General features: G+C 68.8%; 21 protein-coding genes and 1 riboswitch. Of the genes, 12 read left to right on the top strand and 9 right to left on the bottom strand.

Annotation, left to right across the window (positions count from 1 at the left end):
• Positions 1-55: 55 nt before the first annotated feature.
• The gene (gene yczR, locus AC6CHY_RS18745; protein WP_217390819.1) at positions 56-1468 is read right to left on the bottom strand and encodes a MocR-like transcription factor YczR; all 1413 of its coding nucleotides are present in this window, start codon (positions 1466-1468) and stop codon (positions 56-58) included.
• A gap of 60 nt (positions 1469-1528) precedes the next feature.
• Here yczR and yczE point away from each other — a divergent pair, with 60 nt between their 5' ends.
• The 3 genes from yczE to AC6CHY_RS18730 all read left to right on the top strand — a co-directional run bounded on the left by yczE (position 1529) and on the right by AC6CHY_RS18730 (position 3459).
• Entirely contained in the window at positions 1529-2212 is a 684-nt protein-coding gene (yczE, locus tag AC6CHY_RS18740; protein ID WP_498227797.1) for a membrane protein YczE, read from the top strand.
• A gap of 92 nt (positions 2213-2304) precedes the next feature.
• Positions 2305-2919 carry a hypothetical protein gene (locus AC6CHY_RS18735; RefSeq protein WP_217390821.1) on the top strand — a complete coding sequence of 205 codons (615 nt, stop codon included), beginning with the start codon at positions 2305-2307 and terminating at the stop codon, positions 2917-2919.
• A 123-nt stretch (positions 2920-3042) separates the two neighbouring features.
• Complete coding sequence (locus AC6CHY_RS18730; RefSeq protein WP_217390822.1) at positions 3043-3459, top strand: DUF1761 domain-containing protein; 417 nt, start codon at positions 3043-3045, stop codon at positions 3457-3459.
• Positions 3460-3480: 21 nt separating this feature from the next.
• Here AC6CHY_RS18730 and AC6CHY_RS18725 read toward each other — a convergent pair whose 3' ends face one another.
• The 3 genes from AC6CHY_RS18725 to serS all read right to left on the bottom strand — a co-directional run bounded on the left by AC6CHY_RS18725 (position 3481) and on the right by serS (position 6410).
• Positions 3481-3906, bottom strand: a complete 426-nt coding sequence (locus AC6CHY_RS18725; RefSeq protein ID WP_217390823.1) for a hypothetical protein — start codon at positions 3904-3906, stop codon at positions 3481-3483.
• A gap of 184 nt (positions 3907-4090) precedes the next feature.
• The gene (locus AC6CHY_RS18720) at positions 4091-4942 is read right to left on the bottom strand and encodes an HAD family hydrolase (protein ID WP_498227795.1); all 852 of its coding nucleotides are present in this window, start codon (positions 4940-4942) and stop codon (positions 4091-4093) included.
• 181 nt (positions 4943-5123) lie between these two features.
• Positions 5124-6410: a serine--tRNA ligase gene (gene serS / locus AC6CHY_RS18715; RefSeq protein WP_217390825.1), complete on the bottom strand. Its 1287-nt coding sequence runs from the start codon at positions 6408-6410 to the stop codon at positions 5124-5126.
• Between the two features lie 38 nt (positions 6411-6448).
• On the opposite strand from serS, the gene AC6CHY_RS18710 reads away from it, so the two are divergent.
• Positions 6449-7492 carry a diacylglycerol/lipid kinase family protein gene (locus AC6CHY_RS18710; RefSeq protein WP_217390826.1) on the top strand — a complete coding sequence of 348 codons (1044 nt, stop codon included), beginning with the start codon at positions 6449-6451 and terminating at the stop codon, positions 7490-7492.
• Between the two features lie 56 nt (positions 7493-7548).
• On the opposite strand, the gene pheA is transcribed toward AC6CHY_RS18710, so the two are convergent.
• Entirely contained in the window at positions 7549-8478 is a 930-nt protein-coding gene (gene pheA / locus AC6CHY_RS18705; protein WP_217390827.1) for a prephenate dehydratase, read from the bottom strand.
• Positions 8475-8801 (bottom strand): rhodanese-like domain-containing protein, encoded by a 327-nt coding sequence (locus AC6CHY_RS18700; protein WP_217390828.1) that lies wholly within the window; start codon positions 8799-8801, stop codon positions 8475-8477. Before AC6CHY_RS18700 ends, pheA begins: the two co-directional genes overlap by 4 nt.
• Before the next feature lie 224 nt (positions 8802-9025).
• Here AC6CHY_RS18700 and AC6CHY_RS18695 point away from each other — a divergent pair, with 224 nt between their 5' ends.
• Both AC6CHY_RS18695 and AC6CHY_RS18690 read left to right on the top strand, forming a co-directional pair.
• Positions 9026-10408, top strand: a complete 1383-nt coding sequence (locus tag AC6CHY_RS18695) for an amidase (protein WP_498227793.1) — start codon at positions 9026-9028, stop codon at positions 10406-10408.
• Between the two features lie 52 nt (positions 10409-10460).
• Complete coding sequence (locus tag AC6CHY_RS18690; RefSeq protein WP_498227792.1) at positions 10461-11918, top strand: peptide MFS transporter; 1458 nt, start codon at positions 10461-10463, stop codon at positions 11916-11918.
• A 96-nt stretch (positions 11919-12014) separates the two neighbouring features.
• Here AC6CHY_RS18690 and AC6CHY_RS18685 read toward each other — a convergent pair whose 3' ends face one another.
• Complete coding sequence (locus AC6CHY_RS18685; RefSeq protein ID WP_498227791.1) at positions 12015-12563, bottom strand: DUF4190 domain-containing protein; 549 nt, start codon at positions 12561-12563, stop codon at positions 12015-12017.
• A 144-nt stretch (positions 12564-12707) separates the two neighbouring features.
• Between AC6CHY_RS18685 and AC6CHY_RS18680 the strand changes: the two genes are divergently transcribed.
• Both AC6CHY_RS18680 and pgm read left to right on the top strand, forming a co-directional pair.
• Complete coding sequence (locus AC6CHY_RS18680) at positions 12708-13886, top strand: M4 family metallopeptidase (protein WP_498227789.1); 1179 nt, start codon at positions 12708-12710, stop codon at positions 13884-13886.
• Between the two features lie 122 nt (positions 13887-14008).
• Positions 14009-15646, top strand: a complete 1638-nt coding sequence (gene pgm / locus AC6CHY_RS18675) for a phosphoglucomutase (alpha-D-glucose-1,6-bisphosphate-dependent) (protein ID WP_498227788.1) — start codon at positions 14009-14011, stop codon at positions 15644-15646.
• 117 nt (positions 15647-15763) lie between these two features.
• Here pgm and AC6CHY_RS18670 read toward each other — a convergent pair whose 3' ends face one another.
• A complete protein-coding gene (locus AC6CHY_RS18670; protein ID WP_498227786.1) occupies positions 15764-17227 on the bottom strand; it encodes an aldehyde dehydrogenase family protein in 1464 nt (487 codons plus the stop codon).
• 119 nt (positions 17228-17346) lie between these two features.
• Positions 17347-17445: riboswitch (TPP riboswitch) on the top strand.
• Here AC6CHY_RS18670 and thiM point away from each other — a divergent pair.
• The 4 genes from thiM (at position 17437) to AC6CHY_RS18650 (ending at position 21839) form a co-directional block, all read left to right on the top strand.
• The gene (gene thiM, locus AC6CHY_RS18665) at positions 17437-18255 is read left to right on the top strand and encodes a hydroxyethylthiazole kinase (RefSeq protein ID WP_498227784.1); all 819 of its coding nucleotides are present in this window, start codon (positions 17437-17439) and stop codon (positions 18253-18255) included. Its footprint overlaps the riboswitch before it by 9 nt.
• On the top strand, positions 18252-18911 hold the full coding sequence (thiE, locus tag AC6CHY_RS18660; protein ID WP_498227783.1) for a thiamine phosphate synthase: 660 nt from the start codon (positions 18252-18254) through the stop codon (positions 18909-18911). The genes thiM and thiE overlap by 4 nt, the downstream gene beginning before the upstream one ends.
• Positions 18908-20434 (top strand): bifunctional hydroxymethylpyrimidine kinase/phosphomethylpyrimidine kinase, encoded by a 1527-nt coding sequence (gene thiD, locus AC6CHY_RS18655; RefSeq protein ID WP_498227781.1) that lies wholly within the window; start codon positions 18908-18910, stop codon positions 20432-20434. The genes thiE and thiD overlap by 4 nt, the downstream gene beginning before the upstream one ends.
• A 79-nt stretch (positions 20435-20513) precedes the next feature.
• Positions 20514-21839, top strand: a complete 1326-nt coding sequence (locus AC6CHY_RS18650) for a uracil-xanthine permease family protein (protein ID WP_498227779.1) — start codon at positions 20514-20516, stop codon at positions 21837-21839.
• 90 nt (positions 21840-21929) lie between these two features.
• Here the strand turns inward: AC6CHY_RS18650 and AC6CHY_RS18645 are convergent, their stop codons facing one another.
• A complete protein-coding gene (locus tag AC6CHY_RS18645; protein WP_498227777.1) occupies positions 21930-25184 on the bottom strand; it encodes an HAD-IA family hydrolase in 3255 nt (1084 codons plus the stop codon).
• Positions 25185-25619: the final 435 nt, after the last annotated feature.

Raw genomic sequence — 25619 nt, 5'->3', positions numbered from 1 at the left:
TTCGGGCCCCGTCGCCGTTTAATGCCGCGGGGCGGGGTTTTGCCGTGGGCGGGAATCAGGCGACAGCCTTCCAGGCCGCAACCAGCAGCGGCAGGGCCTGGCCCAGATGTTCACCGTCAAGGGCGTAGGGCACGCGCAACCAGTGGTCCAGGCCGTGGTCATCCACGGCGAAGGTGGAACCGGGGCTCAGCACCAGGCCGGCCTTCCGGGCCCGCGCCACCACGGCCATGGACCGGGGCGCAGGAAGATTGCACCACAACGACATGCCCCCGCCGGGCTTTCGGATCTTCCATTCGGGCAGTTCCGCCTCGAGGGCGCCGTGTAGCCAGTCGCGGCTTTTGCGGAGTCCGGCACGCGTCTGCCCGTCCAGGCCCGCGCGTTCGGTGATGAGCAGGTTCAGCACCAGCTGCTCGAGCACCGGTGCGCCGAGGTCAACGGTGGCCCGCACCTGGTTGATGGCCCCAACCAATGCCCGCGGCGCCCTGATCCAGCCGAGCCGAAGCCCTCCCCAATACGTCTTGCTGGCGCTGCCCACGGTGATCAGGTTCTCGCCGAACTTCGCCATGGGAAACACCGGCGGCCGCTCGTCCAGCCACAGCTCGGCGTTCGTCTCGTCAACGATCCCCTGCACGCCGTTGCGTGCCAATGCCCGCGCCCAGCGCTCGCGTCCCTCGTTGTCCAGCAACGTTCCGGTGGGGTTGTGAAAATCGGGCAGGCACAGCATGGCCCCGATGCCGCCGCGGGCCAGTGCCGCCTCGATGCCCGGGACGTCGCTGCCCTCGGGCCCGATGGGCAGTGCCGTCATGCGGGCGCCGTGCTGCCGCAGCGAGGTCACCGAGTTGGGGTAACTGGGGCTTTCGGCCAGCACCCGGGCACCGCGTGCAAGCACCGCCCGGGCCGCGGTGGCCACCCCCGACAGCGCGCCGGCGGTGACGATGATCTGTTCGGGTCCGGTGGGCAGGCCGCGCCGGGCGTAGTCCGCGGCTATTGCCTCGCGCAGCACGGGCAGCCCCATCGGGTAGTAGCCCATCCCGCCAATGTAGCCGGGCAGCTGGTCAAGGGCGCGTTCGTAGTAGCTGGCCAGTCCCAGCGGGGCCGTGGGAGCACCGCAGGTGAGGTCGATTCCCCCGGGCGGGAGTGTTTCCTGGACTCCCACGGCCAGCGGCTCGAACCCGCCGCCGATCTCCCCGCCGGGAATCCGGATCCTGGTCCCCGAGCCCTGCCTGGCCTCGGCAAAGCCGCGTTCGCGAAGCTCCTGGTAGGCGCGCGTGACGGTGGTGCGGCTCATTCCGAGCTCGGCCACCAATTCGCGTTCGCTGGGCAACATGGTCCCGTGAAGCACCCGGCCGTTGGCCACGAGGTGCCGGATTCCCTCCGAAAGCCAGGTGTAGGCGGGTTGTTCCCCGGCCCGCTCGCCCAGCATCCCGCGCAGGCGTCGGGCGGGAAGATGGCGCTGGATGACTGGCATGAGTCCAGTGTGCACCAATTGGCACTTTTTTTGAAGGCCACTTACCGGGATGATTGATCCATGACAAAGTTCCGCTCCCCCGAATTGGCCCGCCTGACACCACTCGCGCAATTGCGCGCCGGGCGACTTCCCCTGCGCCTGATCCAGCTCTTCGTGGGCCTGACACTCTTTGGCCTGGCCATGGCGGGTTTTGTCCGTTCGGGCCTCGGCCTGGCCCCGTGGGACGTGCTCCACTACGGCGTCACCCTGCACACCGGCCTCAGCCTGGGCACCGTGGTGATCCTCTTCGGGTTCATTGTGCTGCTGCTGTGGATCCCCCTGCGCCAGATGCCCGGACTTGGCACCATCGCCAATGTCCTCTGGCTAGGCGTTTCGGCCGACATCGGATTGGCGCTCATTCCCGAGGCCCACGGCCTGCCCGCCCAACTGGCCCTCTTCGTCGGGGCCCTGCTGGTGAACGGACTCGGCGGCGGGCTCTACATCGGCAGCCAGCTGGGCCCGGGTCCGCGCGACGGACTGATGACGGGGCTGCATGCACGCACCGGCGTCAGCCTGCGCATGGCTCGCACCGGCGTCGAGGTCATCGTGCTGGTCATCGGCTGGTTCCTGGGCGGCATCGTCGGATTCGGCACCGTCCTGTACGCCGTGGCCATCGGACCGGTCACCCAATTGTTCCTGCGATTCTGCATCGTCGAACTCCGGCCAGAAAGAAGCACCGAGGAAGTCCGCTCTACCGCCCCGTAGGCTGCGTCTGGCCTCCGGCGGCCCACCGGCAGCGGCACTCCGCTTCGCCGTTTAGCCGGACGAAAGCGGCGTTTCGCTGCATAATTGGGAATGTGTACCTCGTAACCCTCAAACAACGTGATCGGCGCGGCGACGGCGACCTCGGCGACGAAATGCTTCGCTCGCTGTCCGGAATTTCCGCGCTGGCCCCGTTCCAGCGCTCCGGGCCGTCCCTGCTCATCGGCGTCCCCGAGCGCGCCGAGGACGCCGTCGACGCGACGCTCCGCGCACTGCGCAGCCACCATTGGCTGGTCGGCCTCGGCGTCGGAAGCCTGTACGAGCCGGTCCCGCGCGAGGCGCAATACCTCCAGGGCACCGCACTGGGCTACGCCCACACCGCCGTCGAGCGCTCCGAGCACACCGGGGAACGCATACCGCTGAGCGTCATCGGTCCGGACGCCGCCGTCGCCGCGGAGGCCGAGGCGGTGCTGCGCCTGCTCGGGCAAATTGTCAGCACCCGCAGCGCCGCCGAATGGGCAGTGCTCGATTTGCTCACCCCGGGGGTGCGCGGACAGCAAAAGCACGTCGCGGCGGAGCTGGGCATCAGCGCCCAGGCCGTCTCCAAGGCAGTGGTCCGCTCCGCATGGGTCGAGGAATGGGCCGCCCGCCCGGCGGCCGCCAGGCTCCTGCGCTGGATTGAATCCCCCGACGCCCCGTCCGCCCTCTAGTCCGCGTCAAAAAACTCCGGTTCCCTAGTCAACCTGTGGTTTTGCCCGTAGTATCGGCGATATTGACGACCCGTACACCGGGGTCGGGATTCCGTCCCCGCACGATGTCAGGAGGAGCAAACGATGGTTCCGGAAATTAATTGGATCGCCGTGGTTGTTGCCACGCTTTCGACCATGGTGGTTGGCAGCATCTGGTACACGCCGAAGGTGTTCGGCAACTACTGGATGCGGGTGGCCAAGGTGACCCCGGGCGAGGCCAAGAGCGCCGTCGTCCCGATCGTGGTGACCCTCATCGTCAGTTTCATCAGCGCCTGGGTGCTGGCCGGGGCGACGTACCTGTCGTTCGACTTCTACGGCGGCTCCTACCTCACCAACGCGCTGTTGACGGCCCTGATCCTGTGGGGCGGCTTCACGGCGGCGCGTTTCATCACCCACGACGCCTTCGAGGGCCGCCCGGTCGGGCTCACCGCGCTGAACTGCCTCCACGAGCTGGTGACATTCATGGTGATGGGCCTGGTCATCGGGCTATTCGGCGTCTAGCCGCCGGCCCGGGAGCCGGCCCTACTTTGTCGGTGCGGGCAGCAGTTCCTGCTCGAACTCGAGCCACCCGATCGTGTACTTCCCCCCGCGCTCGAACACGTCAAAGCGCTCGCCCTCGGGGTGGCTCGGGGTGCTCAGTTCCAGCTGCGACCAGTGGCCCATGGTCGAATCCTTCACGGGTTCCACGGTAAACCCGGCGGCAACGCCGAGCCGGCCGAGTTCGGCGCTCAACCTGTCGAACTGTTCCCCCACGGTGTCGGTCCCGCCCGTGGTGGTCACCCTGCACACCTCGATTTGGTCCCCGGCGAGTGTCGATTCCACCAGGTGGCCCATGGCTTCTTCGATACCGGGTTTGCCGGTGTTGCAGATGACGTCCGGGGACGTGCACCCGGTCACCAGCACCCCGGCGCCGAACAAGGACAGGGCAAGGATTCCGGCGCGTTTCATGGGTTTAAGCATAGGCCAGCGAATCGACGGCACGCATTCGGGTGCCGGTCCACACACCGCGGCCCGGGGACGGGGATTCCGCATGGATGCCCCCTCCGGTGCGCCCGCGACACCACTGGCGGTTAAACCGAACGTCCGCCCCGGCGATGTGCCGCGGCGGACGTTCTGGTCGTTCATGCGGGGACTAGGCGGCCTTGCGCACCAGAATGTCCTGCAGGACCGTCGCCAGTCCGTCGTCGTCAACGCCCGCGGCGATTTCGTCCGCCGCGGCCTTGACCTCGTCCGGGGCCTGGCCCATGGCCACGCCGCGTCCTGCCCAGGACAGCATCTCGATGTCGTTGCGGCCATCGCCCACGGCGATGGTCTGCTCGATGTCGAATCCGAGGCCCGTGCGCAGCGCCTCGAGGCCGCTGGCCTTGGTGACGCCCTCGGCGGCGATGTCCAGCCATGCCGTCCAGCCCACCGAGTAGGTGACCCCGGCCAATCCCAGGGTGCCCACCGCCTCGCCGAATTCCTCGGCGGTGGCGTCGGTGGAGAAGACCACCAGTCGGACGGCCGTGGCTTCGAGCATCTTGTCCAGCGTCACCGGGGTGGCGACGACGCCAAAGCTGGCATCCTCGAAGCGCTCGGTGGAAAGGAATTGGCCCGCGTCGTCTTCCAATGCGTACTTCGCGGTGGGTAGCGCCTTGAGCAGGGCGTGCAACGCGGGGGCGGGGTCGAAGGTCTTGCGTTCGATGACTTCGTAGCCGACTTCAAGGGCTGTGTCGATGCGCACCGTGACGCCGCCGTTGCAGCAGACGGCATAGCCGTTTTCGATGCCGAGCATTTGGATGACCGGCAGGGTCGCACCGAGGGAGCGTCCGGTGGAAATGACGACCTCGTGGCCGGCCGCGACGATGGCGCGTGCCGAGTCCTTGACCGCCGGGCTCATTTCCCCGACGTGGTTGACCAGGGTGCCGTCGACGTCAAGGCAGATCATGTGGGTGTCGATTGCTTCTGACCGGTCTTCGATGCCGGTTCTTGTCATAACTGTCATTTATCCAGTGAAGCATCAAATCCGCTTTCTGGGCATGAGCCAACCCACAATGTGTCATGAACGATGCGTGAATGCCGCCCGAACCGCCGGTATTCCCAACGACGACACCGCCGTTAACCGCCGTTGGGAGGAGGCGGATGCCTCCTCCCAACGGTTGGTGCAGCGTTCTTCGGCCCCTGGGCTACAGGACGGGAAGGACTTCCATGCCACCGAGGTACGGGCGCAGTGCGACCGGCACGTTGACCGAGCCGTCGGCGTTCTGGTGGTGCTCCAGGATGGCGACGATCCATCGGGTGGTCGCCAGCGTGCCGTTGAGTGTCGAGACCGCGCGGGTCTTGCCCGGCTTGCCGTCGGCGCCGATTTCGCGTTCGCGGATGTTCAGGCGGCGGGCCTGGAAGGTGGTGCAGTTGGAGGTGGAGGTCAGCTCGCGGTAGGCGTCCTGGGTCGGGACCCATGCCTCGCAGTCGAACTTCCGTGCAGCGCTCATGCCCAGGTCCCCGGCCGCGGTGTCGATGACGCGGTAGGGCAGCTCGACCTTGGCGAGCATTTCCTCTTCCCAGGCCAGCAGCTTGGCGTGCTCGGCCTCGGACTGCTCCGGGGAGCAGTAGACGAACATTTCCAGCTTGTTGAACTGGTGGACGCGGATGATGCCGCGGGTGTCCTTGCCCGCGGAACCGGCCTCGCGGCGGTAGCAGGAGGACCAGCCGGCGTAGCGCGTCGGTCCATCCGACAGGTCGAGGATCTCGTTGGCGTGGTACCCGGCCAGGGCCACCTCGGAGGTTCCCACCAGGTAGAGGTCGTCGCGTTCGAGCTTGTAGATCTCGTCGTCGTGCTCGACGTCGAAGCCGGTGCCCTGCATGGTTTCGGGACGCACCAGCGTGGGGGTGATCATCGGGATGAAGTCGTTCTGCACGGCCTGGTCCAGCGCCATGTTCATCAGTGCGATTTCCAGGCGGGCACCGATGCCCTTGAGGAAGTAGAAGCGGGAACCGGAGACCTTCGCGCCGCGTTCCATGTCGATCGCGCCGAGCAGCTCGCCGAGTTCGAGGTGGTCGCGCGGTTCAAAGCCCTCGGCGGCGAAGTCTCGGGGGGTTCCCACGTGCTTGACGACGGTGAAGTCGTCCTCGCCGCCGGAGGGCACGCCGTCCAGGATCAGGTTGGGAATGGAGCGCTGCAGCTTCGTGTAGGTCTCGGCCGCGGCGTCGGAGGCGGCCTGCGCCTCCTTGACGTTTTTGGCCAGGTCCTTGACCTCGGCCAGCAGCGCCTGCTTTTCCTCGCCCTTGGCCGCGCCGACCCTCTTGCTGAAGGCATTCTGTTGGGCACGCAGCGCCTCAAAGGATGCAATCGACTCGCGGCGCGCTGTATCTGCGGCCAAAATCGCATCAATCAGGGACTCATCCGCCCCGCGGGCGCGCTGCGATGCGCGGAAGGTATCTGGATTTTCACTGAGTACTTTTACGTCGATCACGTCCTAAGCCTAGCAATCCCCGTTAGTCTGGGGAGACTATGCAACGTAATCGACTCTTTGCCCTGATCAGCGCGGGTGCCGCGGGCACGGCGGCAACAATTAGTTGGCTCTCCGTGCGCCGGCTCGTGGACCGGAATCGGCCGGCATCCCTGGCTCCCGTCGTGGGGACTGCCACGTCCGCCCTCAAGGTGGCACTGGTGGTCAACCCTTCGAAGTCCGGAACCGATGAGGCGATATCCGCGGTGCAGCATGTGTGCGCCGAGGCGGGCCTGGTGGAGCCCCTGGTCTTTGAGTCCGAGGTGGATGACCCGGGACAGGGTGCCGCCCGCAAGGCCCTGGAAGCCGGCTGTGACGTGGTCATTGCCGCAGGCGGCGACGGCACCGTCCGCGCCGTGGCCGAGGTCCTGCGCGACACCGAGGCCACCCTCGGGCTGATTCCGCTGGGCACGGGGAACTTGCTGGCCCGCAACGTCGATGTGCCGCTCGAGGACATCGGCACCGCGGCATTCGGGGCAGTTCGCGGGCCGGTGCGCACCATCGACACCGGTTCGATCACGCTGGACCACCTCGACGGAAGCAGCAGCGAGCACGCATTCCTGGTGATTGCCGGCGTCGGCACGGATGCCGACGTCATGGACGACACCAACGAGGAGCTCAAGGCCAAGGTCGGCTGGCTCGCCTACTCGGAGGCCGGGTTCCGGCACCTGCCGGGCAAGCGCAAGAAGATCTCGATCGCCCTCGACGGCGGCAACGAGCAGACACGTAGCGTGCGCTCGGTGCTCTTTGCCAACTGCGGGAAGCTGCAGGGCCTGGACCTGGTTCCGGAGGCAAAGATCGACGACGGCGTGCTGGATGTGGTGGTGCTCAGCCCGCGCAGCGCCGCCGGATGGGGATGGATCTTCCTCAAGACGGCGTTCCGGGCCCGGGGCGCGATCCCGGTGATGGGCTTTTACCCGAGCGCCTCGTTGAAGGTGCGCTGCCACGAACCCATGAACACCCAGATCGACGGCGACGGCACCGGGCTGGTGACCGGGCTCCAGGTTTCGGTCAAGCCCGCATCACTGAAGATCCGCCTGGGCTAGAAGGCCGTGCGGTTGCCGGGGAGCGGCGACCCGGTCCCCGGCAACGACGCACCGCCCTACTTGGGCAGGCGCGTCCTGAGTCCGGAAACCCAGGCCTGTGCCTTGGAAAACGCGGCGTCGGAATTGTGGGCATCCACCGATGAGGAAAGCCCCTCGGCCGCCGGATAGGATCCCAGGAACCGCAGGTCCGGGCAGACCCGGTGCAGGCCGGTCAGGGCGTCGGCCACGCGTTCCTGGGCCAGGTGCCCGTCGACGTCGACGGAGAAGAAGTACTTGCCCATGCCCTCGCCGGTGGGACGCGATTCAATGCGGCTGAGGTTGACCCCGCGGACCACGAATTGTTCCAGGATGTCCATCAGCGCACCGGGGCGGTCCTCGGCCAGCGGCAGGATCACGGTGCTTTTGTCCACGCCGGTGGGCGCAGGAATCGGGCCCGGGCGGGTGACCAACACGAAGCGGGTGACTGCTCCCTGGTTGTCCTCGATGCCCGTGCGCAGGACCTTCAGCCCGCGTTCCTCGGCGACCAGCGGCGAGCAAATGGCCGCGTCGTGGCTGGTTTCATCGTCCAGCAGGCCCAGCGCTCCGGCAGCGGTGGAGGAGGCGGGAACGAATTCCGCGCCCGGAATATTCGTTTCGGCCCACCCGCGGCACTGTGCCCAGGCGTGGCCGTGGGTGGCGACCGTGCGGATCTGGTCGATGGAGTCGATGTTCTTGCGCACGGCCAGCACAAAGGTGATTGTCACCAGGGCCTCGCGCATGATCTGCAGGGCCTCGCCGGTGGCGATCGCATCGAGGGTGGTGGAAACCCCGCCCTCGACCGAGTTCTCGATGGGGACCATGGCAGCGTCGGCTTCCCCGCTGCGGACCTTGTCCAGGGCCGCGTTGACGTTGGCAGCCGGGATGCGTTCGGAGTCCCCGGCGCCGGGAACCTGCAGCAGCGCGGCCTCGGTGAAGGTCCCCGCCGGTCCCAAATAGGTGTAGATCATCGGACGTTGGGCTCCTGCCCGTTTTCGCTCTCCAGCTTCAGTCCGGCCTCGAGCCAGGCCCCGGAACCGCCCGCGATGTTGAGGGCGCTGTACCCCTGGGCGACCAGCCAGGCCGCGGCCTGGGCCGAGCGGCCGCCGGTGCGGCAAATGATGTATGCGTCGGTGTCGGGGTCGAGTTCCTCGAGGCGGAGCGGCAGGTCGCCCAGCGGGATGTGGATGGCTCCCGCGGCGTGCCCCTCGACCCATTCGTAGTCCTCGCGGACGTCAAGGATCAGTGCGCCGGCGGGAACCTGGTCGACCGTAACCGTTTCGAAATCACTCATGGCACTCCTTTGGCCCAGCAGTTGTTCTGTTGCCCACCAGCCTAGCGCCCGGGGGCACTTGCCCACGGGGTCGGTGAAGCGGATGTTGCGGTCCGCGCCCGGCCATTGGAGCCGGCTCCGGGGCAGCCCACGGCGCCCGCGCCCGTGGCCCGCGACCCGTACTACGCTCAAGGGGAGGGGCAACCGGAAGCCCGGGCCGCCCGCCACCGCAGAAGGAGTCGTTGATGTCCGAGATAGCCACGTTGACCGCACTGGAACTTCGCGATGCGTTGCGCCGCGGGGAGCTGGGGGCGCGCGAGGCCGCCGCGCACTTCCTGGCGCGCATCGAGGAGCTCAACCCCGCACTGGGGTCGTTCGTCACCGTCACCGCCGAGCGCGCGATGGCCGCGGCGGCCGCCGCCGATGAACGGCACGCAGCGGGGGTCGCGCCCGGCATGCTCCACGGCATGCCGCTGGGCTACAAGGACCTGCTGGATGTGGCCGGCGTGCCGACCGGCTACGGGACCGCCGCCTTTGATCCCGTGGTTCCGGAGAAGGATTCGCCCCTGGTGGCCACGCTGTCCCGGGCCGGTGCGATTTCCCTGGGCAAGACCCAGGTGCCCGAGTTCGGGTTGAGCTGTCACTCGGAGAACGACGTGGCGCCGCCGGCCCGCAACCCGCTGGACCCGGCACTGTCCGCCGGCGGTTCAAGCGGCGGGGAGGCGGCGGCCGTCGCATCCGGCATGCTGCCCTTTGGCCCGGGCAGCGACGGCGGCGGATCGGTCCGGATTCCCGCCTCGGCCTGTGGCCTGATCGGACTCAAGCCAGGCCTGGGAACCATCCCCAGCGACGTCCTTGACGGCACTGTCGACGGCTTCGGGGCACCGAAGCTCACGGTGTCCGGCCCGCTGGCCCGCACCGCCCTGGACGCCGCCCTGCTCATGGATGCCATGGTCGACCCGACCCGCGAGACCTACCTCGAGGCCCTGGACGAGGGCGCCGTCGATGCGTTGCGCGGACTGCGGATCGGGGTCAGCACCGCCAGCCCCTTTGCCTCGGTGTACGAAATCAGGCTTTCCGCTGATGCCCATGTCGCACTGAACCGCGGGATCAAGGTCCTGGGCGCCCGGGGCCACCACCTCGAGGAGGCCGAAATCTTCTACGACGCCGCCTACCCCCAGACGTTTTCCACGGTCTGGACCGGCGGACTGGCGGCCGCTCCCATCCCGGCGGGAAGCGAGGCAAAGCTGGGAACCCTGGCACGTTCCTTCCGCGAACGCGCCACCGCCCGCGCGGTGAAGACCTCCGTGGAGGCGGCACGCCGCCTGACCCAAATCGCCGCCGACTTCCGCACCCAGTGGGGCCGCTATGACGTGGTGCTGACTCCGGCGATGGCGTTCGCTCCCCCGGAAATCGGCTTCTACACCTCGCAGGACGCCGACACCGACTACATGCGCCAGTGCCAGTACACCCCCTTCACCTCGATGGTGAACGTCTCCGGCCTTCCGGCGATCACGGTTCCGACCCTGACCACCGCCGGCGGGCTGTCGATGGGCGTGCAATTGATCGGCAGGACCGGCTCGGAAGCCCAGCTCCTGGCCCTGGCGGAGCAACTGTCCAAAATGTGAGATTGGTCTACAAAGTGGGCATGACGCGCGTCACGGGCGAAAAATTGGAGACATGTCTATATCCACCTCGCTGAAGGATCAGTCCTCGACCGGTTTCTTTGGCCACCCCAAAACGCTCTCGAACCTGTTCAGCATCGAGATGTGGGAACGTTTCTCCTTCTACGGGATGCAAGCGATCCTTGCGTACTACATGTACTTCTCCGTCGCCGACGGCGGGCTCGGGATCCCCCAGGACCTGGCGCTGTCCCTGGTCGGCGCCTACGGCGGCGCCGTCTACCTGAGCACCATCCTCGGGGCATGGCTCGCCGACCGCCTGCTCGGATCGGAAAAGGTCCTGCTCTGCTCGGCCTTCCTGATCATGGCCGGACACCTTGCCCTGGCGGCCCTGCCCGGCGCCACCGGTCTGGCCGCAGGCCTGGTCCTGGTGGCCGTCGGCTCCGGCGGGCTGAAGGCCAACGCGACCGCCCTGGTCGGTTCGCTCTACTCCAAGGAAGACACCCGTCGCGACGCCGGCTTCTCCATCTTCTACATGGGCGTGAACATCGGCGGCCTGCTCGGTCCCCTGCTCACCGGCTTCCTGCAGCAGCGCTGGGGCTTCCACGTCGGCTTTGCCGCCGCCGCGATCGGCATGGCCATCGGCGTCGGGATTTACCTCACCGGACGCAAGAACCTGCCCGACTCCGTCAAGGCGGTCGGCAACCCGCTGCCCGCCGGCGAGCGCAGGAAGTACCTGCTCGGCCTCCTGGCCTTCATCGCCCTGGTGGTGGTCGCCTTCGCGTTGAAGATCGTCACCGCCGAGTCCCTGGCACGCACCATTGCGTACGCCGTCATCCTGGCCTCGGTCATCTACTTCACCCTGATGCTGCGTTCCAAGCGCGTCACCGCGGTTGAACGCAAGCACGTGCTCGCCTTCATCCCGCTGTACATCGCCTCGGCCGCGTTCTGGGCGCTGTTCCAGCAGCAGTTCACCTTTATCGCCGTGTACTCGCAGGAGCGCCTGGACCGTTCGCTCTTTGGCTGGGAAATGCCCGCCTCCTGGGTCCAGTCGATCAACCCGGTCTTCATCATCGTGCTGGCCGGCGTGTTCGCGGCCCTGTGGACCAAGATGGGCACCCGGCAGCCGGGCACCGTCGTCAAGTTCTCCCTGTCGCTGGTCCTGGTCGGCCTGGCCTTCTTGGTCTTCATCCCGATGAATTCGCTGGAGAAGACCCCGCTGCTGGTGCTGGTCGGCATCCTGTTGCTGTGCACGCTGGCCGAGCTGCTGCTTAGCCCGATCGGCCAGTCCGTGACCACCAAGCTGGCCCCGGCCGCCTTCGGCACGCAGATGATCGCGCTGTTCTTCCTTTCGGTGTCACTGGGCACCACGCTGGCCGGCATCCTGGCCGGCTTCTACACCGAGGGCAACGAGGTCGCCTACTTCCTGGCCCTGGGCGGAACCGCCATCGTGCTGGGCGTTGCCCTGCTGCTGGCCGCCCCGGCACTGAAGAAGCTGATGGGCGAGGTCCGCTAGGAACCCCACCCCTCCGCCCGCACAAAAGCAGCGGCCACAACCGGTCTTCGAGATCCCGGTGTGGCCGCTGCTCGCGTCTGGGGCCGGTGTTCCCGGCTAGGAGGAATAGGAAGAAAACGAGGCGGTCAGGACGACGATGAGGAAAAGCGCGCCCAGCACGATGAACCCCAGCATCAGGTAGCCGGTCACAAGTCCCGCAATGGCGATTCCGCGCATGTGGGGTTCGCGGCGAAGGGCCAGGTGCCCGCAGATGATCGCGGCGATCTGGGGAAGAAGCAGCATCCCGCCGGTGACCACGCCGATGATTCCGGTCACCAGTGACACGATGGCCAAGACGCCCGCCGGCTGCTGGGCCTGCATCGGGTAGCCGGGCTGCGGGTGGGCCTGTGGCGGGTATTGCCGCGGATGGCCGGAGGGCCCGCCCGCCTGCTGTGCGGAGTTCTGTCCCGGCCTGCCGCCCTGGCCGGCGAATCCGTATCCGCGTCCGTCCGGGCCGCCGGCGACCGGCGGCGCATCCAGCGGCATGTCGAGGTACGGGTTGCGCGGCGGTGCCGCGTGCGGGTTCTGCGACCAGCGCGGGTCGTTGGGATCGCCAAACGACGGTCCGTTCTCGGGTTCGTGCGCTGCGTCTTCTGGATTCCCCATGGTCCCTTTTCCTCACCGGCACCCGGCCGACCGGGCGCTCCCAGGCGCCGGCGCGGCGCCGTACCTGGCCCCCAGTTTAGCCACGATTCCCCGGCACAGCGCACTCACATTCGCCGCTCAGGAACCGGTGGGAGAGTTGGCCCCATGTACAAGGCAACACATCCTCCGGCCGCGGACCCCCTACCCCGGCACCATGCCGTTCCCCCGTATCTGCTGATGTCGATGGCGGCCTGCGACGGCGCCTGGGAGCCGCCGGAGGGAATGCGCGCATTCATCTCCCCGCCGCCGCCTCCCGAAGACCATAAGGATCCCGGGAACGAGGTCCGTGCCCGCATCGCCACCAGGGCGCGCCGGACCCTGCTGCTTGACCAGGCCCTGTTGCATGACCGGGCCACCACGGCCACCGACATCCGTCGGCTCATGGGGCCCTCGGGGCGCCTGGCCCGAACCATCTCGGACGCACAGGGTGCCGAGACCACCCCCGGGTCGGCCACCCGCACGGAGGGCCGGGCACCCGTGGAGGACGAGGACGCCAACCGCGCCTACGAGGGGCTGGGCGCCGTCCACAGGTTCCTGGTCTCGATGCTCAGGCGCAATGCGCTTGACGGCGCCGGGCTGGACCTGGGCGGCACCGTGCACTACGGGCTGCACTACGCCAACGCGTTCTGGGACGGCACGCAAATGGTGATGGGCGACGGGGACGGGGAGGTCTTCGAATCCTTCACCTCCTCGCTCTCGGTCATCGCGCACGAGCTGGGCCACGGCCTGCTGCAGTACACCACCAACCTGGAATACCGCGGCCAGTCCGGCGCCCTCAACGAGTCCATGGCCGACATCCTCGGGGTGCTGGTGGAGCAGTTCGTGGCCGGGCAGGACGCGGCGGACGCCAGCTGGCTGGTCGGCGAGGGGCTGTTCACCGACAAGGTGCGGGGCCGGGCCCTGCGCTCCCTGGCCGCCCCCGGCACCGCCTATGACGACCCCATCCTGGGCAGGGACCCGCAGCCGGCAACGATGGCCGGCTATGTGGACACGGAGGAGGACAACGGCGGGGTTCACCTGAATTCCGGCATCCCCAACCGTGCCTTCCATCTCTTTGCCACGGCCCTGGGCGGCAAGGCCTGGGAAACCGCCGGGTCCCTCTGGTTCAACGTGATCGCCACCCGCGCATTGCCCGGGGACGCGGACTTCGGCACCTTCGCCGAGCAGACCCTGCTCCAGGCCCGCCGCGACCACGGCGCAGGGTCGGCCGTGGAGCTCGCCCTGTCCGGGGCCTGGGACGCCGTCGGCGTGGTCCCCCGCGTGCTGGACACCGCAGGGCAGTAGCCCGTCGGCGCGCGGTTCCACGGCATCCCCGGGGACCCCTCCGCCACTCGCGGACCGCCTTGCGCGACCCGGTGCCGTGTTTTCTCCAGCCCCCGGCGGGCAATCAATGAGAAACTGGTCCCATGGCCCACCCTCGCGCCGGCACCCCGGCACTGCCCCAAGACCTGATCGATCTCTCCGCGGTGCGCGACGCGTACTTTGACATCCACCCGGATCCCGCCGACCCCGCCCAGCGCGTGGTCTTTGGCACCTCCGGGCACCGCGGAACCTCGCTGAACGGCTCCTTCAACGAGGACCACATCGCCGCCATCACCCAGGGAATCGTCGAATACCGGCGCGGGCAGGGCATCACCGGGCCGCTGTTCGTCGGCAAGGACACCCACGCGCTCTCGGACCCGGCGCAGGACACCGTGCTCGAGGTCCTGGCCGGAAACGGCGTCGCCATCCTCGCCGACGCGCGCACCGGCTGGACCCCCACCCCGGCACTGAGCCACGCCATCCTGGGGCACAACGCCGACCCGTCCGCTCCGCGCGCCGACGGCATCATCATCACCCCCTCACACAACCCGCCGGCCGACGGCGGGCTGAAGTACAACCCGCCGCACGGCGGGCCGGCAGACACCGACGCCACCGCGTGGATCGCGAACCGCGCCAACGAGCTGCTGGAGGCCAAGCTGGCCGGGGTCAAGCGCATCTCGCTGGGAGTCGCACGCCTGAATGGCAAGATCGGTTCCTTCGACTTCATGTCCTCCTACGTCAACGACCTGCCCTCCGTGTTGGACCTGGACGCGATCCGCGACGCCGGCATCCGCATCGGCGCCGACCCGATGGGTGGGGCGGCCGTCGACTACTGGGGCGCGATCGCCGAAACCCACCGGCTGGACCTGACCGTGGTCAACCCGGGGGTGGACCCCCGCTTTGCGTTCATGTCCCTGGACACCGACGGGAAGATCCGCATGGACTGCTCCTCGGCCGACGCGATGGCGTCGCTGATCGCCGCCCGCGACTCCTTCGACATCGCCACGGGCAACGACGCCGACGCGGACCGCCACGGCATCGTCACCCCCGATGCCGGGCTGATGAACCCCAACCACTACCTGGCCGTGGCCATCGAGTACCTGTACGCGCACCGCACCGGCTGGTCCCCGCAGGCGGGCATCGGCAAGACGCTGGTCTCCTCCTCGATGATCGACCGCGTCGCGGCAAAGCTGGGCCGCAAGCTGGTCGAGGTCCCGGTGGGCTTCAAGTGGTTCGTCCCGGGCCTGCTGGACGGATCCGGGGCCTTCGGCGGCGAGGAATCCGCCGGCGCCTCCTTCCTGCGCCGCGACGGGCGGCCCTGGACCACCGACAAGGACGGGATCCTGCTGGCGCTGCTGGCCAGCGAGATCACCGCTGTCACCGGGTCCTCCCCCTCGAGGCACTATGCCGCGCTGGCGGCCGAGCACGGCTCCCCGAGCTATGCGCGGATCGACGCCCCGGCCGACAGGGAGCAGCGCGCGCGGCTGGGGAACCTCGCGGCCACCGACGTGGCGGCCGAGATGCTCGCCGGGGAAAAGATCACCGCGCGGCTGACCGAGGCGCCGGGCAACGGGGCGAAAATCGGCGGGCTGAAGGTCACCACCGAAAACGCCTGGTTTGCCGCGCGTCCCTCCGGCACCGAGGACAAGTACAAGATCTATGCCGAGTCGTTCCTGGGCGACGAGCACCTGGCCCGGGTCCAGTCCGAGGCCAAGGACATCGTCTCCGCAGTACTCGCCTAGCCGGCGCCTGTCCCGGGGGGGGTCGCCGCTGCGGGACGGCGCCCATCCGGGCCGGGCTTCCGTCGGATCAGGCAGGTAAAAACTCTCCCACAAGCAAATATGCGCCTTGTGGAATGCCTACATCAGCCTGTCGATGAGCTTGGACTTCGCCCAGGTGTACGGCGGGTAGATCGCCTTGAGCGTGTCGACCACGGTGGTCTTGCCCATCACGGAACGCATCTGCGAGAGCCGCTCGAAGCCATGCCGCCCGTGGTATGAACCCATGCCGGAGTCGCCCACGCCGCCGAAGGGGAGCCCCGGGACGGCCAGGTGCAGGTTGGGGGCGTTGTGCACGATGGCGCCCGCGCGCACCTGGTCCCCGAAGGCGGACTGCAGCCGCGGGTTCTCGCTGAAGAGATAGGCGACCAGCGGGGTCGGACGCGCATTGATGAAGCGCACCGCCGCGTCGAAGCTTTCCACCTCGATGATCGGCAGGATCGGTCCGAAGATCTCCTCGCGCATCAAGGGCGAGCCCGGATCCACGTTGGCCATCACGGTCGGCTCGATCTTCAGGGTGTCGGCGTCGTACCCGCCGCCGACGAGGACCTCTCCGTGCTCCAGGTAGGAAACCAGCCTGTCGAAGTGGGCCTTGTTCACGATGCGGCCGTAGTCGCGGCTGGCCAGCGGGTTCTTGCCGTAGAACGCGGTAATGGCCTTGGCCAGCTGCTTTTCCAGGCTTCCCGCGGCGTCGCCGACCGCCAGCACGTAGTCGGGGGCCACGCAGGTCTGCCCGGAATTCATGAACTTGCCGAAGGCCAGCCGGCGCGCCACCGTGGCGGAGGCCCCGTCCATCACCACGGCCGGGGACTTCCCTCCCAGCTCGAGGGTCACCGGTGTCAGGTGCTCGGCCGCGGCACGGGCCACGATCTTTCCCACCCGCTCGCCGCCGGTGTAGAAGATGTGGTCGAAGTGCTGTTCCAGGAGCACCTTGCTGGTTGACGCCCCGCCCTGGATAACGGCGCACGCGCGGTGGTCAAGGAACTTGGGGACCAGCCGGCCCAGCAGCGCGGAGGTCGCCGGGGCCAGCTCCGAGGGCTTGAGCACCGTGACGTTCCCCGCGGAGATGGAGGCAACCAGCGGGGCGAGGATCAGCTGCAGCGGGTAGTTCCAGGCACCGATGACCAGCACCACTCCCAGCGGCTGCGGCTCGATCTTGGCCGCCGCGGGATGCAGCACCAGCGGGATCTTCACCGGCTTGGATTCCATCCACTCGGAGAGGTGCAGTTGCGCGTGGTCGATTTCCGCGCGCACCATGTCGATTTCCGTCATCTTCGCCTCGACCGCCCCCTTGCCCAGGTCGTCGGCCAGCGCGTCGATGAAGTCCTGCTCGTGCGCGTCGAGCATCCGCTCGAGCGCCTTGAGCTGCGAGGCCCTGAAGCGGCGCGGGTGTGCCAGCCGGGTTGCCACCACGTCGTGCATCGAGGCGACGATCTCCATGATGTTTTCCGGCAGTTCGGGCACCACCTCGGGCAGCTCGAGCTCGTTCAGCGCCGTTGACTCGCGAGGCGGCGCGGATTTATGTGAAGTGTCGGATGTGCCCATGTCCCGAGCCTACGGCCAGTGTGGCATCGGCAACAGGCCGCCACGCTTGGGGCCGGTGCCGGGGGCGGTGCCCGGAGACATCGACTGCCCGCCCCGGCGCCCGGTGGGATAGGCTCGCGCATAGTGACACGGGGTGTCGGCGCATGCGGCCGGCTGAGATGAAACCCGTAGAACCTGATCTAGTTCGTACTAGCGGAGGGATGTTGCTCATGGAATCCATGGCGCCTTCAATTGTTGTATCACCCGGCGAGCTCGCCGATGCCCTGGGCGCCTTGCGCGCCTCCACGCCCCTGGTCCAGTGCCTGACCAACACGGTGGTCACCAACTTCACCGCCAACGTCTTGTTGGCCGCCGGCGCTTCCCCGGCCATGGTCGAGACGCCAGGGGAGGCGGGGGATTTCGCCGGAGTCGCGGCTTCGGTGCTGGTCAACCTGGGCACGCCGAACACCGAGCAGGCCGCCGCCATGCGCGAGGCCGTTGCCGGCGCCGGGGCCGCCTCGACCCCCTGGGTGCTTGACCCCGTGGCCGTCGGATCGTTGCGCGTGCGCACCTCGCTGGCCCGCGAATTCGCCGCCGCCGGACCCACCCTGATCCGCGGCAACGCCTCGGAAATCCTGGCGCTTGCCGGGGAGGCGGCCGGGGGTCGCGGCGTCGAGTCAACCGACTCGGTTGCGGCGGCGGCCGACGCCGCCGGGGAGCTGGCCAGGCGCACCGGCGCCGTGGTCGCGGTCTCCGGGAAAGCCGACCTGGTGACCGACGGGGCGCGCACGGTGTACGTGCACGGCGGCAGCGAGCTGCTGACCCGCGTCACCGGCGGCGGGTGCGCGCTGGGCGCGGTCTGCGCCGCCTTCCTCGCCACCGGCCCGGACCCGCTGGTGGCCACGGTTGCCGCGCACGCCTTCTACTCCGCCGCTGCCGAACGCGCCGCGGCCACGTCCGCGGGACCCGGGACCTTTGCCCCGCTCTTCCTCGATGCGCTGGCCGCCATCTCCCCCGCCGGCCTGGGCGCCACGGCGGTGCTCTCATGAGCGCCCGCGGCGTGTACCTGGTCGCGGATTCCGCCTCCACCGCCGGACGGCCCCTGGCGGAGATCGTGAAGGCCGCGGTGGACGGCGGGATCGAGACGGTGCAGCTGCGCTGCAAGGACCTGCCGGCGGCGCAATTCCTGGACATCGTCACCGCCTGCGCCCGGCACACCGCCGGGCGCGCGGCACTGCTGGTCAACGACCGCGTCGACGTGTACCTGGCCGCCCGTGCCGCCGGCGCCTCGGTGCAGGGGGTGCACATCGGCCAGTCCGACCTGCCCGCGGCGCTGGTGCGCGAACTGATCGGCCCCGACGCAATCCTGGGCCTCAGCGCCGCCACCGATGCGCAGATCGATGCGGCAAACAGGCTGCACGCCAACGCACCGGGCACCATCGACTACCTGGGCGTCGGCGCCGTGCACGCCACCCCGACCAAGAAGGACCACCCCGAACCGCTGGGCCATGCGGGCCTGGCCCGCGCCGCGGGACTCAGCGACCTGCCCGTTATCGCCATCGGCGGGATCGACGCCGCCGATGTGGCCCCGCTGGCCCGCTCCGGGGCCGCCGGCGTCGCGGTGGTCCGCGCCATCTGCTCCGCGCAGGACCCGCGCGCCGCAGCCACGAACCTACGCAACCTCTGGGAGGGCACCAAGCCATGAGCACCCCGAACACCGTGAAGAACATCCTGTCCATCGCCGGCTCCGACCCCTCCGGCGGCGCCGGGATCCAGGCCGACCTGAAGTCCATTGCCGCTGCAGGCGGCTACGGGATGGCCGCCATCAGCGCCCTGACCGCGCAGAACACCCGCGGCGTGAGTGCCGTGCACGTGCCGCCGGCCGGGTTCCTGCTGGCGCAGCTGCGCGCGATCTCCGAGGACATCTCCATCGACGCGATCAAGATCGGGATGCTCGCCAACGCGCGGGTCATCGACGAACTCGGCGGCTGGCTCGCCGGCATCCGGGCCGTCGGATCCGCCGCGCCGGCCGTCGTGCTGGACCCGGTCATGGTCGCCACCAGCGGGGACTCGCTGCTGGATGCCGACGCGGAGGCCGCCCTGCGTCGCCTCCTGGCCCACGTCGACGTTCTCACCCCCAACATCCCGGAGCTCGCGGTGCTGGCACGCGGCCCGGTGGCCACCGACTGGGAGCAGGCCGTCGCCCAGGCGCGCGGCCTCGCGGCCGAATACCGCCTGCTGGTGCTGGCCAAGGGCGGGCACCTGGAAGGGGACACCTGCAGGGACGCGATCATCGGTCCCGACGGCGTGCTCTGCGAGGTCGCCTCCCCGCGCCTCGCCACCGCCAACACCCACGGCACCGGCTGCTCGCTCTCCTCCGCACTGGCGACCTTTTACGCCCGCGGCGGCGACTGGGGATCGGCGCTGCGCCATGCGAAGGCCTGGCTTTTCGACGCGATCTCACGCGCCGACGAACTGGCCGTCGGTTCCGGGCACGGCCCGGTGAACCACCTGGCCGGGCTCTGGGACGGGGTGCCCCCGGCGCAGGCGCAGGACCCGCTGGCGCGGTGGTGGGAGGAGATCTCCGGCATCCGCGCGGGCATCGACGAACTCGCGTTCATCCGCCGGCTCAAGGACGGGACCCTGGAAACGGCCGACTTCGAGGACTACCTGGGCCAGGACGCCCTGTACCTGCGCGGCTATGCGCGGGTCATGTCGCGCGCCTCGGAACTGGCCCCCACCACCGTGGAGCAACGCTTCTGGGCAACCAGCGCCGCCGGCTGCCTGGAGGAGGAACTCGCGTTGCACCGCGGCCGGCTCGCCGAGGAAGTCCCGGAACCCTCGGACACGACCACCGCCTACCTCAACCACCTGCTCTCCGGGGCCAACGACTACCCGGTGCTCGCCGCCGCGCTGCTGCCCTGCTTCTGGATCTACCAGGACGTGGGCAGCCGGCTGGCGGCATCTGGCCACCCCGCGCACCCCTACGCCGACTGGCTCGCCGCCTACTCCTCGGTCCAGTTCGACGAGGCCACGGCGCGGGCCATCGAACTGGTCCGCTCGGTGCACGCCCGGGCCGACGGGGCCACCCGCGAGCGGATGTGGCGCGCGTTCGAGGCCTCGTCCGTGCACGAGCTGGCCTTCTTCGCGCAGACCTCCGCGGATGCGCCCGGTGCCGCCCACGAGGCGGGCCCCGCGGCCCCGGCTGTCGCACTGCCCGTGGGGTGAGTAAAATGCCACAGGGGGTTTGGCGCGCCGCGCGTGCGCTCCCCCGGCATTTTCCCCACCCTGCGCCCGGAAGGCACCCATGAGCAACCGATTCGGCATTGGCTGGAGCCTGCACGGCGACGGCAAGTCCATCTCCCCCGGGACGGTGGTGGCCCCGAACGAGCGCCTGCACTGGCCGCAGACCATCTCCGTCGGCGTGCAGCACGTCATGGCGATGTTCGGCGCCACCGTGCTGGTCCCGACCATCACCGGTTTCCCGGTGACCACCACGCTTCTCTTCACCGGCGTGGGCACCCTGCTGTTCCTGCTGATCACCGCGGGCCGCGTGCCCAGCTACCTGGGTTCCTCCTTCGCCTTCATCGCACCCGTTACCGGGGCCATGTCGGGCCACGGGATGGCCGGTGCCCTGGGCGGGATCGTGATGGCGGGGGCGTGCCTGTTCATCGTGGGACTGATCGTGCAGAAGGCCGGAACGGCCTGGATCCACGCACTGATGCCGCCCGTGGTCATGGGCACCATCGTCGCGCTGATCGGGCTGAACCTGGCCACCACGACCACCGAGAAGATCACGACCGTCCCGCTGACCACCTTCGCCACGGTGCTGGCCATCGTGGTTTCCACGGTGCTCTTCCGCGGCATGCTCGGGCGCCTGTCCATCCTGCTGGGCATCATCGTGGGCTACGTGGTCGCCTGGGCCCAGGGCCAAGTCGATTTCTCGGCCATCGGCGATGCCGCCTGGTTCGGATTGCCCGACTTCGCAGTTCCCTCGTTCCACCTGGAAACGCTGACCCTGTTCCTGCCCGTGGTGTTCGTGCTGATCGCCGAAAACGTGGGCCATGTCAAGACCGTGGCGCTGATGACGGGGCGCGAGCTTGACAACGTGAACGGCCGCGCGCTGATGGCCGACGGCGCCGCCACCATGATCGCCGGGGCCGGAGGCGGCTCGGGCACCACCACCTACGCGGAGAACATCGGGGTCATGGCCTCCTCGCGCGTCTACTCGACGGCCGCCTACTGGATCGCCGGTTCCGTGGCCATCGCGCTGGCCTTCTTCCCGAAGTTCGGCGTGCTGATCAACACCATCCCGGCCGGGGTTGCAGGCGGCGCGGGAATCGTCCTCTACGGGATGATCGCGATCGTCGGAGCCCGGCTCTGGGTGCAGAACAAGGTCGACTTCTCCAACCCGATCAACCTGATGACCGCCGGGACCGGGCTGATCATCGCCATCGCGCTCTTTGGCAACAACGTGCTGTCGATCGGCAACATGGAGTTCGGCGGCATCGCCCTGGGAACCGCCGCCACGCTGGTGGTCTTCCACCTCATGCGTTCCATTGCCAAGGTGCGCGGCACCGAGCCGACGGAAATCGAGGCCGTCGGCGGGGCCACGCACTCCAAGCTCGGCTAGGCAGCAGCCCGCACCGACACGCACCGGGCGGGGTCCCCCTTCGCGGGGTTCCCCACCCGGTTTTTGCGTTCGCGGCGACGCGGTGCCCGGCTATCCGATGACGGTGATCGGCGGCTCCTTCGCCAGCTCCTCCTCGCGCGTGAGCTTCTTCATGCTGGAGGTCAGCGGGGAGCCGTCCTCGCGCTGCAGCGCGAAGACCGCGTCGATGGACGGCTCTCCCGCCAGCACCGGACCCTGCCCGTGAAGCACGACGGAGACCTCGGGTTTTTCCGGGGACAGCGTGTATTGCACCCCGCGCACGCTGAACGACACCTCGTCCCCGCCCTCGGCCAGCTTCGCTGACAGCGACCCCGCCTCGAGGCGGAAGCGGACCGAGGATTCGTTGCGGCGCAGGTTGAACTCCAGCCCGTCCCATTCCTCCGGCAGCCGCGGGTCGAAGAGCCATTCCCCGGTGTCGTCGCGCAGCCCGGCAAAGCCGTACACCAGCGCCGCCCACACCCCGCCGGTCGAGGCCACGTGCACCCCGTCCGCCGCATTGCCGTGCAGGTTCTGCAAATCCACGTTCAGCGCATGCTCGAAGTACTTGTAGGCCAGGTCCTGGTAGCCGACCTCCGCGGCGAGGATCGCCTGCACCGTGGCCGAGAGCGTGGAGTCCCCGGTGGTCAGCGGGTCGTAGTAGTCGAAGTCGGCGCGTTTTTCCTCCGCGGTGAAGTCCGCGGAACGCAGCCAGAGGGCCAGCACCGTGTCCGCCTGCTTGAGCACCTGGAAGCGGTAGATCACCAGCGGGTGGTAGTGCAGCAGCAGCGGGCGGTTCTCCGGGCCGGTGCCGCGCATGTCCCACACCTCGCGGTTCAGGAAGCCGGCGTCCTGCGGGTGGATCCCCACCTTCTCGGAGAAGGGGATGTACATCGCCAGGGCCGCGTCCCTCCAGTCCCGGACCTCCCGCGGCCCGATGGACAGCTCGTCGAGGACGCGCGCGTGCTCCGCGGGGAACTCCTCGGCCAGGTAGCCCATGAGGTTCACCGCGTAGTTCAGGTTGAAGCGCGCCATCACGTTGGTGAAGGTGTTGTCGTTGACCACCGCGGTGTACTCGTCGGGGCCGGTGACCCCGTGGATGTGGAAGCTGCGCCCGGTCTTGGTCTCGCGCCAGAACCCCAGCGAATTCCACATCCTGGCGGTTTCCACCACGATTTCCGCCCCGCCGCCCAGCAGCAGCCCGGTGTCCCCGCTGGCGCCCACGTAGCGGGCCAGGGAATACACCACGTCCGCGTTGATGTGGTACTGCGCGGTGCCGGCCGGGTAGTAGGCGCTGGCCTCCTCGCCGTTGATGGTGCGCCACGGGAAGAGGATGCCGTGCTCGTTCAGCGTCGCCGCCCGGCGCCTGGCCGCCGGGATCATCGACACCCGGGCGCGCAGCGCATTGCGCGCCCACTGCGGGTTGGTATAGGTCAGGAACGGCAGCACGTAGATCTCGGTGTCCCAGAAGTAGTGCCCCGAGTACCCGGTGCCGGAGACCCCCTTGGCGGAGATCCCCAGCCCGTCGGCGCGTGCCGAGGCCTGCGCCAGGGCGTAAAGGTTCCAGCGGATTGCCCGCTGCAGCAGCGGGTGGGAATGCACCCGCACATCCGAGTGCCCCCAGAACTCGGTGAGGAACTCGCGCTGGGCCCAGAACAGGGTGTCGGCGCCGCGCGGGACCAGGTGGTTCAGGGCGCGCACGCAGCGGCTGATCATTTCCTCGGTGTCGTGCCGCCGGGAGGAGTGGAAGGAGGCGAACTTGTCGATGTGCAGCGCCTCGTCCTTCTCCAGGTAGGCGGAGACGGTGTGCTCGACGCGCTCGGGGGTGACGGTGGATTCCTCGACGAAGTCGCGGGTCTCCCCGGCGATGCGGGTGACGTGCGAGATCGCGGCGGCCACCGACATGTGCGAGCCGCGCACGTAGTAGCTCAGCGCGCAGATTCCGCCCTGCTCGTGGGTTCCGCCCGGGATCATCGACTCCTCGCCGCTGCCCTCGGACTTGCGCGGATCGAAGGGCACCTCCCCGGCGTCGGCCTCGGCGGGGGTGGGCACGGGACGGGAACGCGACTGGCCGATTAGCGCCGATTGCACGAAGACGTGGGCGGGGGCATCGAGCAGCCGCACGGTGACGCGGAACAGGGCCAGGTGGCGTTCGGAGAAGGAGACCATGGACCGGGTGCGCACCATGACGCGGTGGCCCTCGGCGGTGCGCCAGAGGGTGTCGGAAATCAGGGTCCCGTCCTTGAAGTCCAGCCGCAGCTCGTCCTTGAGGATCTCGGTGCGCCCGATCTCCAGGGCCTCGTCGTTGATGTAGACGCGCACGGTGCGGGCGTCCGGGGCCGCGATCATGGTCTGGCCTGCCTCGGCGAGCCCGAAGGCCGATTCGGCGTGCCGGATCTTCCAGGTCTCGTGGAGCCCGTTGATGAACATCCCCTCGGTGCATTCACCGATGCCCAGCGAGTCCCCGCGCAGCCCGAGGAAGCCGTTGCCCAGGGAGAAGATCGTCTGTTCCACGCCCGGGTCGACGGGGCGCGGGTGGGACCGCGTATAGGACCACGTGTCCAACTCGAAGTCGTCGCGGGCCTGCTGGTTGACCAGGTCCTCTAGGTCGGCGACCACGATGTCGGCCCCGGCGGCCCGCAGCGCCTCTTCCGGCTGGTCCCGGGCCACGCCCACCACCAGCCCGAATTCCCCGGCGGCGGCCGCCTGGATCCCGGAGATCGCGTCCTCGATGACGACGCACTCGTTGACCGACCAGCCCAGGTCGCTGGCCGCGGCCAGGAAGGTGTCGGGGGCCGGCTTGCCCGGCAGGTTGCGCGCGGCTGCCTGCAGCCCGCCGATCACGACGGAAAATTCGCCGCGCAGCCCGGCGGCCTCCAGCACCTCCTCGGCGTTGCGCGAGGAGGAGACGACTGCCACCTCAAGCCCCGCTTCCTGGAGCTGGCGCAGGTAGGACAGCGAGCCGGGGTAGGGCTTGATTCCCGTCTCGTGCAGGATCGAGCGGAAGACCGTGTTCTTGCGGTTTCCCAGGGCGCACACGCTGGTGTTGCCTGGCGCATCCGAGGCGGAGCCCCACGGCAGCTCGATCCCGCGGTCGGCGAGCACCGCGGCGACCCCCTCGTAGCGGGGCCGGCCGTCGACCAGCGCAAAGTAGTCGTCCTCGGTGTACGGCTTCCCGATCCCGACCTCGTCAAAGAACCCGGCGAAGAGCTGGGCCCAGGCCTCCCGGTGGACCTCGGCGGTGGGGGTCAGCACCCCGTCCAGGTCAAAAAGCACGGCCTTGAAATCGCGGCGCCGGTAGGTGGCACCCGTGGGGAGGGCTTCACGCATGGTGTTGAATTCCCATCTCTGTCTCGCGGCGGCTCCCGGCCCACGGAACTTCGCGGGCGTTCGGGTGCGGAACCGCCTCAACGGATTTTCCCGCGGCCACGCATCGGGGGGAGCAAACGTGCGCCCCCGTGTCGCGCCGGCGGGCCCTGCACTGCCCAGCCTAGTCACCGATCAATGCGCGCGTGAAGCACGCCGGGAAATTGGGACGTGTCGAACCGGCCGAACGGGCCGCGGCTTCCCCGCCACCACGGGGCGCGGCGGGCCCGCCGCGGCGGGCCGTGCACGGCGCTTGGGCCGGACAAACCCGGCATCGCCGCCTTTTAGCCCAAAACTTCTAGTCAATTCGTAATTGTTACGTAGGTTTTATGCCCCCAACCCTTGAAAACCACCCCCTGGCTCTACAAGATGAGCAGTAGAAGAGCCTCGAGACCTTCA

The sequence above is a fragment of the Paeniglutamicibacter sp. GQ140 genome (genome assembly GCF_059759235.1).
This window is presented reverse-complemented; position numbering and strand designations above follow the sequence as displayed.

Excerpts from the sequence above, each read along its gene's own strand:
- AC6CHY_RS18680 (WP_498227789.1), top strand. The coding sequence starts at position 12,708 with ATGTACAAGGCAACACATCCTCCGGCCGCGGACCCCCTACCCCGGCAC.
- yczR (WP_217390819.1), bottom strand. The coding sequence starts at position 1,468 with ATGCCAGTCATCCAGCGCCATCTTCCCGCCCGACGCCTGCGCGGGATG.
- thiE (WP_498227783.1), top strand. The coding sequence starts at position 18,252 with ATGAGCGCCCGCGGCGTGTACCTGGTCGCGGATTCCGCCTCCACCGCC.
- AC6CHY_RS18710 (WP_217390826.1), top strand. The coding sequence starts at position 6,449 with ATGCAACGTAATCGACTCTTTGCCCTGATCAGCGCGGGTGCCGCGGGC.
- AC6CHY_RS18645 (WP_498227777.1), bottom strand. The coding sequence starts at position 25,184 with ATGCGTGAAGCCCTCCCCACGGGTGCCACCTACCGGCGCCGCGATTTC.
- thiM (WP_498227784.1), top strand. The coding sequence starts at position 17,437 with ATGGAATCCATGGCGCCTTCAATTGTTGTATCACCCGGCGAGCTCGCC.
- thiD (WP_498227781.1), top strand. The coding sequence starts at position 18,908 with ATGAGCACCCCGAACACCGTGAAGAACATCCTGTCCATCGCCGGCTCC.
- AC6CHY_RS18700 (WP_217390828.1), bottom strand. The coding sequence starts at position 8,801 with ATGAGTGATTTCGAAACGGTTACGGTCGACCAGGTTCCCGCCGGCGCA.
- pheA (WP_217390827.1), bottom strand. The coding sequence starts at position 8,478 with ATGATCTACACCTATTTGGGACCGGCGGGGACCTTCACCGAGGCCGCG.
- AC6CHY_RS18690 (WP_498227792.1), top strand. The coding sequence starts at position 10,461 with ATGTCTATATCCACCTCGCTGAAGGATCAGTCCTCGACCGGTTTCTTT.
- AC6CHY_RS18685 (WP_498227791.1), bottom strand. The coding sequence starts at position 12,563 with ATGGGGAATCCAGAAGACGCAGCGCACGAACCCGAGAACGGACCGTCG.
- yczE (WP_498227797.1), top strand. The coding sequence starts at position 1,529 with ATGACAAAGTTCCGCTCCCCCGAATTGGCCCGCCTGACACCACTCGCG.
- AC6CHY_RS18720 (WP_498227795.1), bottom strand. The coding sequence starts at position 4,942 with ATGACAGTTATGACAAGAACCGGCATCGAAGACCGGTCAGAAGCAATC.
- AC6CHY_RS18695 (WP_498227793.1), top strand. The coding sequence starts at position 9,026 with ATGTCCGAGATAGCCACGTTGACCGCACTGGAACTTCGCGATGCGTTG.
- AC6CHY_RS18730 (WP_217390822.1), top strand. The coding sequence starts at position 3,043 with ATGGTTCCGGAAATTAATTGGATCGCCGTGGTTGTTGCCACGCTTTCG.
- AC6CHY_RS18670 (WP_498227786.1), bottom strand. The coding sequence starts at position 17,227 with ATGGGCACATCCGACACTTCACATAAATCCGCGCCGCCTCGCGAGTCA.
- pgm (WP_498227788.1), top strand. The coding sequence starts at position 14,009 with ATGGCCCACCCTCGCGCCGGCACCCCGGCACTGCCCCAAGACCTGATC.
- AC6CHY_RS18650 (WP_498227779.1), top strand. The coding sequence starts at position 20,514 with ATGAGCAACCGATTCGGCATTGGCTGGAGCCTGCACGGCGACGGCAAG.
- AC6CHY_RS18725 (WP_217390823.1), bottom strand. The coding sequence starts at position 3,906 with ATGAAACGCGCCGGAATCCTTGCCCTGTCCTTGTTCGGCGCCGGGGTG.